Origin of the sequence: Paenibacillus cremeus (genome assembly GCF_007786445.1) — a bacterium.
In the GTDB taxonomy this organism is placed as follows: Bacteria; Bacillota; Bacilli; order Paenibacillales; family NBRC-103111; genus Paenibacillus_G; species Paenibacillus_G cremeus.
In genome coordinates this window covers 15,380-29,991 of the sequence record NZ_VNJI01000030.1, presented here as the reverse complement: position 1 = coordinate 29,991, position 14,612 = coordinate 15,380, and the positions used below count along the sequence as shown (strand labels likewise).

Here is a 14,612-nt window from a genome sequence, read left to right as displayed (position 1 = left end):
TGAAGTTTAATGGTATATTTTTTAATGGTTTAACCTTTAACGCCGCCGGTGGACAAGCCTGAAATAAAGGCCTTCTGATTTAGCAGGAACAACAGGATGACCGGAATGATTGCGAGCACGGCTCCGGCGATCAGCATGTCATAGTTGTTGCCGTAAGGGGACATCAGTGAGGCTAGGCCAATTGGAACCGTAAACATCGTATTGGTACGCAGAACAATTAACGGCCATATAAAGCTGTTCCAGCTTTGCATGGCGAGCAGGATGCCCATGGCACCGAAGGCCGGCTGCATTAAGGGGGCCATAATTCGGAAAAAGATGCCGAACTCCGAGCATCCGTCAATCCTTCCCGCATCCATAAAGTCTTTTGAGATTCCCGTGACATACTGCCGGAAGAAAAAGATGGCCATGGGCGAAACGACAAACGGTAAAATGACCCCGTAGTACGTATTAATGATCCCCATTTTGACAATGAGCTTATAGAGAGGGAGCATAAGAATTTCAAGCGGCACCATCATGACAAACAAGACCAGCATAAAAATGATATTTTTTCCTTTGAAATGATATGCTCCTAAACCATAGCCAACCAATGAGGATAGGAACAGAGAACATATCGTATGAAGAGCGGTTATGCCCAAGCTGTTCCGGTACCAGTACAAATAAACGCTGCCCTTGCCCGTGAATAAAAGCTTATAGTTGTCAAGGCTCATTAGACTCGGAATAATTCTAAAATCCATCCCGTTACGGAATAGTTCCTTAGAGCTCTTAAAAGAAGCCATAAACATGTAGTAAAGGGGAAACAGGACGATCAGGCATACGATGAGGAAGAAAGCAATCATCAATATCGTCTGCAGCTTTCCTCTTTGTCCAGGATTCACCGTCAGTCCCCCTCCTTTTTAAAAAGTCCGAACAGTTTAAGCTGCACCAGATTAACCGTGAGTACGATCAGTAGCAAGGTAATGCCGATCGCCGATCCCATTCCCATATCATTTCGCTGAAAGGCCTGCTGGTAAATAAACCTGACGATGGTCAGTCCGATATCCCCCGGCATTCCTTCATTCCAGAACACATAGCTTTCGCCGAACATTCTGTACCCTTCAAAAATACCTATCGTTAAGGTATAAATGATAATGGGTTTTAAAAGCGGCAGCGTGATCCAATAAAACTTGGATATGACATTGGCCCCATCCATTTCGGCTGATTCATATAATTCCTCCGGGATGCTTTGAAGCCCGGCAAGGTAATAGACCATGTTAATGCCGGCGACTCTCCATGTATTGAGAATCACCATCAGCATCATGCCCGTACCATAGTTAAGCATCCAATTTTGGGGTGAAATCCCCAGCTTGGCAATAACGGAGTTAATGAATGCCGTATCGGCTTCCCCGAACATGAGCCTAAAGGAAACACCAGCTACGATAACAGAGGTCAACGCCGGGATGAAAATAACCGATTTAAACAGTGTTTTGCCCTTAGCCAATTTCGAATTCAGAAGAACAGCGAACAGAATCGGGATCGGAATTAATAACAATAAGGATAAAACCGTGTAGATCGTATTGGTTTGCAGCGCATTGAAAAAATGCTCATCAAACATTCTCCGGTAATTGTCCAGGCCTATAAATTTGGTGCTGTTAAGCCCGTGAACCTCTTGAAAGCTCATGGTGATCGTGGAAGCCGTAGGGTACAGAAAAAAGATCAGAAACGATAAGACAAATGGTGATACAAAGAGATACGGGGCAAGCTTTTCCGAGTAAAATAACCTTTTCAAGCGGTATCCTCTAGCTTTTTGACCATAAACCTGTTCAACTGTTACTTTAGTCAAATCGTTCACCTCCATCAGCATGACGGCCACCAAAAGCGCTTACATATTCTTTTCAGCAGCCGTCAGCCATACGATCCGCCAACGCCGGGTAAGACTCCTAAAAAGCTATTTCTTTTGCTTGCGAAGCTCATCGGCAGCAGCCTTCAATGCCTGTTCAGGAGTTTGCGACTGGTCCTTCAACGCTTTGAACATGACATTCGAATTAACCAAATCCTGGGAAGCCGAGCTAAGCTCACTCATATTCGGCGATTTGATTTCGTCCTTCATGTCCAGAAGTACATTGAATATTTTTTCATTGCTGAAGTAAGGGTCGGGCTTCTGAAGCTCCGGATCATTCCAAACATCCCAACGGATCGGATCAAACTTCAGCTCCTGCCAAATTCGAATATTGGATTCTTTACTTAATTTCGCATACGCAAGAAACTTCATGGCCAAGTCCTGGTTTTTGCTTTGCTTGGTAACAGCAGTACCCGTTCCCCCCATGCCTGCCGATCTTACATTTCCCTTTTCCCAAACAGGCATCGGTCGAACCAGGACTTTGCCCTTCAAATCAGGCATATACTCCAAAAATCTGCTCATGTACCACATTGGCATAATTAGCGAAGCTGCTCCACCCTTGTTCATATAAGTGAAAAACTCCTCCGCTCCGGTATTTCCACCCGGCATAGGCACAGCAATCTTATCCTTATAGATCATATCCTTCATGGTCTGCAGTGTCTTTACATTGATCTCGTTGTCAAGCGTAACGTCACCTTTGGCATCCAAATAGTCGGAGCCACGCTGAACGATCATAGGCCAGAATGGTCGTTGACCTGTCACCTCGAAAGCGGTCATGGGCTTGCCGGTGGCAGAGACGACCTTTTTCCCTGCCTCGATATAATCGCTCCAGGTCTTGATGGAATCCGCATTCACGCCTGCTTTGTCCAGAAGCTCTTTGTTATAGTAGACTACTGTAGCACCGACGTGGAAATCGATACCATAATACTTCCCATTTTTGCTGTAAATATCGAGTCGTGATTGGACAATCTTATCTTTTTCAGGCTCAATAATTTTGTTCAGTTCTACAAGCTGAATATCCCCTTTAAGAAAGTTTTGGAAGTAGTTAATGTTGATATCAGTAATGTCGGGCGCTCCCACTCCAGATTGTAGGGCGATGAGCAGCTTATTATGCATTTCCGCGTTGGGATACGAGTCAATCGTCAGCTCAATGGGCTGATTGGGGTTATTTTTATTCCATAGCTCCGCCGTTTTTTCATAGTACTTCTTATGAAGATCCTGGAAGGTCCACAATGAAAGCTTGACCGGCTTCGAGGTGCCCGAATTACTTTCCTTGGCCTGGTTGGCACCTTCGCTGCTGCAGCCTGATAAGATGGATGTCATCAGAACCGCTGATGCAACAATAGCAGATGCTTTTCTCATACGATCGTTCCCCCTTGATAAAGAATTTGTTAGGTAAACGCTGCGAAATGATTTACCTAGATCCAATTATAAGAACTACTGCTTTAGGCCGGACTCCATTATATTGCAATACACTATAAATTTTTGATATGTGTTTCGTATTCAAGGGGGGTCATCCCCGTTACTTCCTTGAACACTTTGAAAAAGTAGTTATAATTATTAAACCCGACTCGGCTGACAATTTCCTTCAGCTTTAAATCGCCGTTCTCGATCCACTGCTTGGCATGCTCTACCCTTACATGAGTTAAATATTCTGCAAAACCCATACGGCATTCTTCCCTAAAAAGCCTACTGATATAAGAGCTGCTTGCACCGGCAAAATCAGCGGCATCCTTCAAGGAAAAGTCGCTGCCGTAGTTGCGGTGGATGTACTCGACGGCCTTCTTGGTTATATCGCTTAGTCCGCTCCCTAATTTCATTAGCTTCAGCATAATGAGCAGTTGATTGTATAAATTTACGATCCAAGCTTTAATATCCATTAGGGTTTCGTATTTTTGAATCAAATTATAAGGAATATCCTCCGAGGTATACAGCTTGGAGATCTCCATCCCCGTATCTTTGCAAACTTTGTTTACGATATTGATCAATTCGGCACAAATCATCTGGGTTGATTGGCTGCCTAGCCTCTGACTCGCAATTTTATCGAAAATATCATCTAATCGTTTCATCAGGTCCTTCTCATCCGAGTTTCTCAGGGCAGCATAAATAGCCTTTTCATCCTTAATATCCAAACAGAAAAAGCTATCATTTTTGCTAGGAGGCGTGCTCTCGATAAAAATTCCATTTTTCCCTTTATAAAACTTGTCCTTTAATATGGCATCCGCCTGCTTATAGGCTTGAGGCAATTGGGTAATTTCCGCACAAACCTTGCTTACTCCGAAGCACGCCGTTATATTCAAATATTTCTTGATCTCCGATCTTATCCGGTTCAAGCACGTATACAAGGCATTATAAACATACATTGTGCTTTTAAGATGACCTAAGGAGAAAATAATCGCAAACCTCCCTTTTGCCATAGGTACAATGACGGATTTCTCCCAATCCGTTAGAATGGCTTTGGATATTTCCATGAAGGCTTGGAGCAATACGTCCACTTCTTTCGAGGTGAACTTATCTTCAAGCAGCCGGAAATCATCGATCTCAGCCACGGTCACCATCAGGTTTTCCGATTCCAATTTCATTTCAAATCCACTTAGCTTATGTACGATCTCCTCCCCTTCCGAAATCCCCCCCTCAAGGAGCTTTAGAATAAACTGTTGTTGCAGCACAGCTTTGCTGGTTTTCAGTTCTTTATGAATATCGCTCTGCCTGTCAAGCTCACTTCGGTAAGAGAAGATGGAGCGTTTGACGATATTCAATATATCGATTAAAAATTTTGCGTCCAGGCGATGCTTCAGTACGTAATCCATGGCGCCATTTTTCATGCTTTGCCTCACATAATCAAAATCATCGTAAGCACTCAGCGCAATAATTTTGACTTGCGGGAGGGTTTGTTCCAAATATTCGATCAAGCCGATGCCGTTTAATCCTGGCATATTGATATCGGTAATCACAAGATCGGGGGGGTCCTTTTGGATCAGCTGGATCGCATGGTTTCCATTATGGGCATCTCCCATGATATAAAACCCCTCGCGTTCCCAGTCGATCATCGTCTTCAAATCGGTTCTGGAAACCGCATCGTCATCAACTATAATCACTTTCAGCATAGTTGAAATGGCCTTCGCCTCCCATGGCTGGTATCGTTATTTCGATCGTCGTATACAGATTGGGAACGCTTTGAATGGAAACTCCAAATTTTTCACCGAAGTACAGCTTGATTCTCTCATCAACATTTCTAATCCCAATACCGCTTAAACCGGATGTTTTATTCGATGAAGGCTGCTGCAGCAAACCGTTTAACGTCTCATCGTTAATCCCAACACCATTATCCGTTATTGTAATTTTTAATTCATGGTCATTCCGATAGCCCTTAATAATAATCAGACCCTGTCCTTCCATGGGCTCAAGCCCGTGCAGTAAGCAATTTTCCACGATCGGCTGCAAAGTAAACCTCAAAATACGACAATCGATCATTTCTTCCTCCATCTCAAAATGCACCTTGAACTTGTCATAATACCTGTAAGCCATGATGTTTAAATAGTTTTTAACGTATTCGATTTCCTCCCTGATACTGATGAGCTCACTGCCTTTCCCCATGCATCCATGGAGCAGCTTGATCAGGGAAGTGATGAGGTTCGATATGTTATCAGCCTTCTGGATATTGGCAAGCCATCGGACGGTATTCAAGGAATTAGACAGAAAGTGCGGGTTGATCTGTGCTTGTAACGATTTCAGCTCGGCAAACCGTTTCAATCGTTCCTTCATTTTTACTTCGTCAATCAAATAGTGAAGCTCTCGGACCATTTGGTTAAAATTGGTCGTCACTTTTCCCAACTCATCGCTGCTTGGATCATCAATCTGAACGACTAAATTGCCGAGCTTTACGTTGTTCATAGAATCAACAAGACGCTTCAGAGGATTGGAGATACTTTTAGATACGTAGTAAGACAGAAGCAGCGCAAGCAAAAAACAAACTACACCTAAAACCATGATATAGACGCTGATTTTTACGGATTCATGATCCAGATAGGAAAATGGTATGGTGCTTACCACATACCAATCCGCACGTGGGATATAAGTATACGCGATCAGATTACGCTTGTCTGAAATCGTACTGTTGAACGAATACGTACTGTTTTCCATGTTTAGTTTAAGCTCATCCATCAGCTTAGGATCCGGGTACGCCTCAGCAGCCTTTAGACGCGAATTTTGACTGGATATCACGGTCCCTTTACCGTCTACGATAAAAATATCCGAGCCAGTGCCCAGATTCATATCTTTAAATTTATCAAGAATGTATTTTTCATCTATTCTCATGATCATATACCCGACCGGAAGCCCTTCGAAGGATTTAAAGCTTCTGGACAACAAAATGCCCGCTTCCCCGTAATTACTGGTACGATAGCTCGTATTCCAAGATCGCTCTTCGTTATTCTGATTTTCGATTGACCAGACGGGAACGCCATTATTCGTCGTTGATTCATCTAATAGCCGGTTTAAGTAATCGGATTTCAAATTAAACTTAAAGTAAATATCTCCGTAAGCAATTACTTTCTCTTTACTTCTTGTAAACACCAAAACATCGGACACACTATGAAAAAATGAAAATCGTTTGGCAAGCATCTCCTGCATTTTTAATTGCGCAACGTTCCTTTCCCACTCACTCATTGTATTGAAACCAGTCAGAGTTTGTTGAACAAGATCGGAGAATACGATGTCAACGCTGTCATTTTCAAGCTTAATAAGCTCATTTAAAATATTTTTACTAACTTGGTTCATCAGTTGGATCGACGAGGTGCTAATTTTGGTTTTTATCGCTTCACTTGATATATGGTAAGAAAAAATTCCTATTATTAGCATGGGGAGTAAAGAAAGTAGAGCAAACGAGAGGAACAATCGATTTTGAATTTTAATTTTACGGATCAATCGGTTTATGTTGAAGACCATGGACTATGTCATCCTTTGTCTAGGGAATAAGTGCCGAAGGCAGAACATTCCCGTATGATGGCAGCTAATTTGATTACGGTTAAACGCCAAAGACCAGAGGCTGATCCTCCGGTCCCGATATAGGAAGCCGAGCTTCACTTCATTCGTTTTGAAACGCCAGAACAACGATAGACATCGGCGGTAAACAGACCACGATTCGACCCTCTCTCCGTTCAAAGCCGGAAAATGGCTTGGGAACTACGCTGTCCGGCTGCTCGAATGTATTATGCGAGGTTTGGCTTGCTGCCGTCAGAACGGTTCCATTAATCCTTGCCAGGTCAGCGATGTTCTCTAGCTGAATGTCCAAATGGGCCGGGCTGCCGGGATCCATGTTACAGAGGCTCAAATGAATGTTCCCGGATTTGTCCTTTGAAGCGGACCCGCTAATCTTCGGAATCGTCTCTCCGGTTCTCCCATAGCACCCCTTCTCAAATTCAAAGGTAAGACGCTTGGCATCCTGATGAACCTTAAACATTTCGAACACATGATACGTCGGAGTCAAAATTAGCTTCGACCCTTCAGTCAGAATCATGGCCTGCAAGACATTCACGGTTTGAGCGATATTCGCCATATGAACCCGGTCACAATGTTCATGAAAGATATGCAGGGTAATGCCTGCAACCAAAGCATCCCGAAGCGTATTCTGCTGATAGAGAAAGCCCGGGTTCGAGCCAGGCTCGGCATCTAGCCAGGTCCCCCACTCGTCTACGATCAAGCCGATTCGTTTATCAGGATCGTATTGATCCATAATTTCACCGTGCTTCCGAATTAGCTCATCCATGAACAGCGCTTTCTTCATCGTGATGAACCATTCGTCCTCCGTGAAATCCGTCGCTGCCCCCTTCTTTTGCCATGTACCGGGGATGGTGTAATAATGCAGACTTAGACCGTCCATGTAGCGCGCCGCTTGTCGCATCAAGGTCTCCGTCCATTCGTATCTTGCATCGGGCGCCCCGCCTGCAATTTTATAAATTTTGGAGTCCCCATAATTTCGCACATACGTTTGATATCTCCGGTAAAGGTCAGCGTAGTACTCCGCTCGCATATTTCCGCCGCAGCCCCAATTTTCATTTCCAACACCAAAATACTTGAGCTTCCATGGCTCGTCGCGTCCATTTTGTTTGCGAGCCTCGGCCAGTGTGGAATCGCCTTCCAGGGTCATATACTCGACCCAATCGGACATTTCCTGAACTGTTCCGCTGCCCACATTTCCGCAGATATAGGGCTCACAGCCCAGCATTTCACACAGCTCCATGAATTCATGGGTACCAAAATGGTTATTTTCAATTACTCCGCCCCAGTGCGAGTTTACCATCCGCCTTCTTTCGTTGCGGGGTCCGATGCCGTCTTTCCAATGATATTCATCTGCGAAGCATCCGCCGGGCCACCGGAGTACAGGAATGTTCAGCTTGCGGAGCGCCTCCAGCACATCGTTTCGAATGCCGCTGGTATGGGGGATAACGGAATCTTCGCCCACCCAGATCCCCTCGTAAATACAGCGGCCCAGATGCTCCGCAAAATGGCCATACAGGTTGCGGTGAATGGTTCCCGTTTCCTTGTCCGTGTAGACGGTTGCCTTCAACACATCAACATCAGGATCCCGTTTGTTGTTTCCATTTTCCACTTCAGCAACAGCCCCTTAGCCTGTCTTATTTTCGCATAGCATCCCGATATTCCTGAGGTGTCACCCCGGTCGTTTTTTTGAAAAAACGGGTAAACGAGTGGGAAGCCTCGTACCCGACAAGAACGCCAACCTCAGCAATCTTCAGTTCATCTTGCTTGAGCAGTTCTCTTGCTTTTTCAATTCGGACTTTTTCAATATATTCCGAAAGATTTAGTCCGCACTCCTGCTTAAAAAGCCGCGATAAATAGGAGGGATTAAAGTGAATGACTTTAGCTAATCGTACGAGAGACAGATCCTCGCCAATATGGTTGTCAATGTACAAGCGTACTTTCCCTATCGCCGCAGCCGCTCTATTGCGTTCCCCATTCCGTCTTAGGTCAAACAAGGACTCTGCTGTGCGTTTCAGAAACTCAAAGCTTTCATACCATGAAGTATGCATATCGCTACGCATGAGACTAATGGTCGCAACCTTATCATGGAGCTCCCAGCGGTTGATGTATGATAAAAGAAGAAGGGCGATCGTGAAATAGAGCTCAACAAAGAACTGCCCCCCGCCTCCACGATCATCCAGCACCAGCCCACCTAGCTCTTCCAGCAGCTCGAGGAACTCCCCCCTTCTCCCGCTATCCAAATGTGCGGCCAATGCCTCCGCTTTATCCCGCAGTGATCGCGATTTGGCCGCCGTTTCTACAGTCCCCATGCTAACCGTCTGAACCATCTGAGTGCCGTCGCCCGCGCGCAAGTGCTGCTCTCTTCTAATTCGGTCATACACCTCGGAGAGCTTCTTCCAATCGCAAGGATCGCAGCAAAGGGTAATTGAAACCGTCAATTGCATCGAATCAGTGCAAGCATGCTGGAGAAGCTCAAATTTGCCTTCAAGAAATTTGACCGTTCGGGCAAAATCCTCCTCAGCTCCCATGTCCGTGTCGCGGATCGGTTGGATGAGCCAAATCAGATCGCCGTAACGATCGATAATTCCAAGAGCCGCTGCCCTTTCAGCAAGAAACGACTCTGATAAAAACTTAACGGCAAGCGCTGCCTCCTGTCTGTCGGCGAAGGAATGGTTCGGTGCGTGATGCTGCAGATCTCCAAGCGCAATGAGTACAGGCAAGGTAGGATCTAGGGATATGCCCAGCTTGCGAAAATCGTCTTCCAGCTCCCCCACAGCTCTTGTGCCTTGAAATAAATATTGAAAAAAGCTGCCTTGAGCAAGAGTTTCGAGGGTGGTAAGCTTCTCCTCTGACTTCTGGATCAGATGGTTGAACTTCAGACTGCTTTCAAGTTCTGCAATGGCATTGGTTACCGCATGGATGATCTTCTCGTATCCTTCGCTCTTGAGGAGGTAGCTTACTCCCGTCGATTGAATCGCTTGGTATACATAATCAAAATCATTATGTCCGGTCAAACACTGCCCTTCTTGGGAAAACGGATCATAACCATCAGCCCACCGAGCTCGCTCCGGCGTACTTCCAACCCGTACTTGCCGCCGAACAACATGCATCTCTTTACTTGGTTACCCGTTATTGACAAGATGCAAGCGTTTTCTTTTATACGCAGCCAATGTCTGGTAAGGAGAGGCCTTCCACCCTTATCGATGGGATGAAGCGGATTGGCCTCCCAATTATCGTAACAAGAAAAACATAGTTTGTATAGTAAACAAACTATGTTTTTTCTATTTTCAACTATTAAATTTCGTATCATTCCACGGCTTCGAAGCGTTCAAAGGATTAGGACCATACCCATTGGTATCATCTAAATGCTAGCGCGATAGAAATAAAAAAGGACTCTTTCGAGTCCGAAGCAACCGACAACCACTTCCTTCTGAGCAGGCTCCCCGCTCAATGTGGATTAGAATTATATCCTATTATAGCTTTTCGATATGGGTGCCCTTGATCCCACTCGTTATGTTGGGGAGCAAGCTCTTGCCAGCTTCAGTCCACTGCACGATATGTAGTGAATTGATCTGGTCGACGGCCATCATTAATTTGCCCGAATCCGTTACTTTTAAGTTAAATTGGAGCAGAATCGTCGGCGTACTACCGGATTCATTCGCAGCCTCCGGATCGGGTATCATTTTCACATTGACGATCTGAATACCTTGGTCACCGAATTTGGAAGCAATGGTACCGAGAACGCCCGGATAATCGAGCGCTTTGACCGACACATCGTGGCTTCTCCGGTGGCGCAGCAAATGCTTCTCCCACTTATTCAGCAGCAGCAGACTAATTAGTACCATCAACGTGGCATAGAACGCTGCATACAAAAAGCCAGCACCGACACACAATCCAATCCCAGCGACCACCCACACGGAAGCAGCAGTCGTTAATCCGCTAATGACCGACCCGTTGCGCAGGATAGCGCCTGCACCAAGAAAGCCAATTCCGCTGACGACTTGGGCAGAAAGCCGCGCGGGATCGATACGTACATTAGGTTCGTTTACAAACTGGGAAAATCCGTAAATCGATAGCAGCATAATCGTTGCCGAGCCAAGGCAAACCAAAATATGAGTTCGAAACCCCGCAGCATGGTTGCTCCATTCCCGCTCCAATCCGATTAATCCGCCAAGCACGGCCGCAATCAGCATTCGGAGCAGCAGCTCTCCATGTGAAATGTACCATAAACCTGATACTCCGCTCATCCCTTTCACCTCCTCTCATAACCACCAATCCAAAAGAAAAAGCAGCCCGATCTTTTAAGGAGCAGTGAAGCCGTTAAAATAGGCTACGGCGTCGTGAGCGGTATCCGACGGGTCTGTTCTTCGGTTGCAATTGAACCAGAGATACCCATTGGTACCATCGATGCCAACACTCTCAATCTCAAACAAATCAGGATATGTGCTGGATGTAACGCGGAACGATAGATTATCGTCCGCATAGATCGTGCCTGTGGCCGTAGATATATTATGGTAAACCAATACAATGCTAATGTTTTGATAGGTAAACGGAACATAGAGGGTATCGTTATCATATCCGAAGCCCTGGCCTGCATACGAAGTGATGTTCGATATGGTACTTCCGTTGACCTTGGCATCTTCGATATTTAAGTAAAAGCCATCGGTTACGTTAATTGTGCCGCTGTTTGAGGTCAGTGGGAGTGTTCCCCTATAGTAGGTTCGCCCGGATTTGAAGAGAAAGTAAATGTTGCTTGCGTCTTTGCTGGTAATTTTCACCCCTGACATGGACTTGTCAGCGCCGTTGTATTGAATGGTGTAATTCCCAACCTTGTAATAGGTCGTACCGACATACTTCAGTTTTACGAGGCTCATACTGCCGGCGTTCATCGTGACGACGAACATATAAAATTCCCCGTCGAGCGTGCTGAGCACAACATCATTCGCATGGCCTAAGTAGGTTGCGTAGGTGGTTCCAGTATCTCCGTTGGTCATGAGTGTAGTGGTGCCATCGCTCATCTTTGTTCTGTAAATATCCGCTTTCGTCTCGTCACTGTTGACTTTTACGGAATAGACATAAGTAGATCCCACGGCAAAGCCTTCTGCTGCGTTGGCTCCATTGGCATTGTCAAGCGTTGCGACGGTGGTATAGGTGTTATAGTAGGCTGCACTGGCTGTGATGGGCATCATGACTGTGCATAGGAGAAGGAATACACTGAGAAAAAAATGCTTTCCGGCAAACATACGCTTCATACACCATTCCTCCATAAACGTGATTTTTCCACTTTGCTTTACATCAAACACCTCATATCCATGAATTCAACATGTAACCAATTGCGAAACGGCCGCATCACCCCTTTCAACTGTCGTTCATACCCTAATTACATGGATACCGACGTCGGTAAACGACTTGAGCTCGGCTTCCGACGCCCCATTCCCCGTAATAAGCGTATGTATGCTGTTTATAGAAGCGACGGTATGCGATCTCCTCCGTATCTGAACTGCTTCTCCCATTTGCACGTGCGTCGATTAATTCGCTTTAAAAAAATAAACCTGATCCATCGGGTACTTGCCGGCGGAGCTGTAAATTCCGGCCCCCGATTCAAACGTAACCGCTACCTGGCTGCCGACAGGCTGAAGTCCCTCCGACATGGGCGGCATCGCCAGCTGATCCTTTAGATCGGAGCCGTCCAAGAACCAGAGTGGTACCTCCCGGTCAGCAAGCTTTACCTGAGCATGCGGCTTCTCGCTGCGAACATCGCGATAAATCAGAAGCTGGCTGTCATTGCTCCTGCCGGCCGATTGACTCAGCAGCACCTTACCTTGGGAGACGGCAAAGCCCTGGATTTTGTCTGTAATGGAAAATATATAATCAGGAACAAGCCGCCCCGAATCGGATGGGGTTTCCTTGCGCGGAAGATCTGTTGCGGAATCAAGGCGGTACCCGACCGTCCATGCCTTGTAAGCTTTCTTGTCCGTGCTCTGCATAAGATGGCGCTCGGCCGTCGGGTTCGGCGTATCGTAGAAATCTCCGGCCCAAAGCACGCCGTCAGAGGAATAGGCGATAAACGATGCCTTTTTTTCCGGCTTGAATTTTTCGTTGAAAACAACGTGTCCCCCATCTTCGGCTTGCACGATATCCTTTAAGGAAATGGCCCGAACCAGGTTTTCCGAGCCCACCCACAGATGGCTGGCCGAAGCGGTAATACCGCCGGCGTGCCCTTTGTATGGAGTGCTGTCGTTCTCGAACATCTTCAGGGTTTTGATCAGCTTGCCAGTCGCCAAATCGACAACGGATAGTGTGCTAGCCCCTCCGTCATATCGGTAAGAGGCGAAGACAGCCCAATTTTGCTCCGGCATATAAGTGATTCCTTGCGGTACAAGTCCCTGCTTAAGTCCCGGGATGACCGGTCCGAAAGAGCCTGCTTCAAAAAAACGTTTATAAGCAGGCGGCATGGCGGGCGAGCTCGTAACGGCTTTCTCCTGTGTAAATTCCCCTACCGTAACCTTCTCTAAAAACGGCTTCGCAGCAATCTGCGGTTCGGCTGAGGCTGCCGCCGGCTTCGCCTGTGATATCGGAGCTGCCTGCCGAGGCCCTACGGTGCAGCCGGTCAACAGCAGTGTACTGGCAATCGCCGCTCCTGCTAAATTTCTTACTGTCAGCAACTGAATCGCTCTCCCTCTCTTTTGATAACGCTTACAAATCGTCCATTAAACTTGGTACTCTCTTGCTTCCTGCCTCTTTTATCTTTTCTTATGCACACCAACGCTTAAATATGTTTGTTAGTATGTAAATTATGTTCAATAATGTTTCTTTTTATCATATTCTAGTATTTTAAAAGTGTCAAGACGGATCAGAGACATGCAGTACATGCCGATTTCATAGGCAGTATGGGCGACAAGATCCTTCAGGTGCTCGGGAAGTCTTGTAAACTCCTGGTGCGTTTCAAAGGTGAAATCTCCCTCATAGCCAATTTCGGCCAACACTGGCAGCAGCTCGTGCCAATCTACGCTGCCGTGGAAGGGAAGCATGTGCTCATCTTCTTTGCCATAGTTGTCGTTGATATGGGTCGCCTTCAGCCGTTTGCCGAGCAGGCGGAGCTCATCCCGCTGATCCCTTGTAATGAAATTAGAGTGGCCAAAATCCCAGCAGGCGCCTACGCCCGGATCGTTAATGCTGTCGATCAGGCCCACGAGCTCGGCCGCACGGCTTGAAAATCGTCTCGTCGATCTCTCGATCATGTTTTCAAACGCGATACCGACGCCGCACTTCTTCGCCAGCTCGAGGGCCGGGCCGTGAAACTCCAGGTTTTCACGGATGATGGCTGCTTCATCGAAATCGGCTTCGGGCTTGCCCGGAATCGGATGGAGCACGGCCCACTTGACACCAAGAATCGAGCTGGCTTCTATGGAGCGCCTCATCATCTCGTGATAAATTTCCAGCTTTTCCGCGGTGTATTTGCCGATATGTCCCGTCAAAAATACGGGGTGAGACTGCGTAAACACCACGCCGAGCTTCTCCGCCTCATCGCGCAATTGTTCGATCCGTTCACGCCAGTTATCCTCCGCCAGATCCGAAGCGCCGTTAAGAGACGCGCAAAAATTGACGTCCAGCACATGAAAACCCGCGGCCTTACACCTGCTAAGCGCCTCTGCAAAAGGCGTATACTCTCCACTCAACCGATACGCGAAAAAATTTGTGGACGTCGACAGTCTCATTCGTGAATCATCCTTTC

The 14,612-nt window shown here is 46.5% G+C and carries 11 protein-coding genes; all 11 read right to left on the bottom strand.

Going from position 1 to position 14,612, the window contains the following annotated elements; all coding sequences use genetic code 11:
* Positions 1-29: 29 nt before the first annotated feature.
* Positions 30-836 (bottom strand): carbohydrate ABC transporter permease, encoded by an 807-nt coding sequence (locus FPZ49_RS21400; protein ID WP_144850859.1) that lies wholly within the window; start codon positions 834-836, stop codon positions 30-32.
* A 41-nt stretch (positions 837-877) separates the two neighbouring features.
* Positions 878-1,819, bottom strand: a complete 942-nt coding sequence (locus FPZ49_RS21395; RefSeq protein ID WP_261381522.1) for a carbohydrate ABC transporter permease — start codon at positions 1,817-1,819, stop codon at positions 878-880.
* A gap of 105 nt (positions 1,820-1,924) precedes the next feature.
* On the bottom strand, positions 1,925-3,238 hold the full coding sequence (locus FPZ49_RS21390) for an ABC transporter substrate-binding protein (protein ID WP_144850756.1): 1,314 nt from the start codon (positions 3,236-3,238) through the stop codon (positions 1,925-1,927).
* Positions 3,239-3,351: 113 nt separating this feature from the next.
* On the bottom strand, positions 3,352-4,983 hold the full coding sequence (locus FPZ49_RS21385) for a response regulator transcription factor (protein ID WP_144850754.1): 1,632 nt from the start codon (positions 4,981-4,983) through the stop codon (positions 3,352-3,354).
* Entirely contained in the window at positions 4,961-6,823 is a 1,863-nt protein-coding gene (locus tag FPZ49_RS21380; protein ID WP_144850752.1) for a sensor histidine kinase, read from the bottom strand. The genes FPZ49_RS21385 and FPZ49_RS21380 overlap by 23 nt, the downstream gene beginning before the upstream one ends.
* 139 nt (positions 6,824-6,962) lie before the next feature.
* The gene (locus FPZ49_RS21375; protein ID WP_391563848.1) at positions 6,963-8,486 is read right to left on the bottom strand and encodes an alpha-N-arabinofuranosidase; all 1,524 of its coding nucleotides are present in this window, start codon (positions 8,484-8,486) and stop codon (positions 6,963-6,965) included.
* Positions 8,487-8,511: 25 nt separating this feature from the next.
* Positions 8,512-9,891 (bottom strand): response regulator transcription factor, encoded by a 1,380-nt coding sequence (locus FPZ49_RS21370; protein ID WP_186445980.1) that lies wholly within the window; start codon positions 9,889-9,891, stop codon positions 8,512-8,514.
* 459 nt (positions 9,892-10,350) lie between these two features.
* Positions 10,351-11,124 (bottom strand): MgtC/SapB family protein, encoded by a 774-nt coding sequence (locus FPZ49_RS21365; RefSeq protein WP_144850748.1) that lies wholly within the window; start codon positions 11,122-11,124, stop codon positions 10,351-10,353.
* A gap of 54 nt (positions 11,125-11,178) precedes the next feature.
* Positions 11,179-12,129: a hypothetical protein gene (locus tag FPZ49_RS21360; protein WP_222429941.1), complete on the bottom strand. Its 951-nt coding sequence runs from the start codon at positions 12,127-12,129 to the stop codon at positions 11,179-11,181.
* A gap of 276 nt (positions 12,130-12,405) precedes the next feature.
* Positions 12,406-13,542, bottom strand: coding sequence for a hypothetical protein (locus FPZ49_RS21355; protein ID WP_144850746.1), 1,137 nt, complete (start codon positions 13,540-13,542; stop codon positions 12,406-12,408).
* Between the two features lie 135 nt (positions 13,543-13,677).
* On the bottom strand, positions 13,678-14,595 hold the full coding sequence (locus FPZ49_RS21350) for a sugar phosphate isomerase/epimerase family protein (RefSeq protein WP_144850744.1): 918 nt from the start codon (positions 14,593-14,595) through the stop codon (positions 13,678-13,680).
* Positions 14,596-14,612 lie beyond the last annotated feature (17 nt).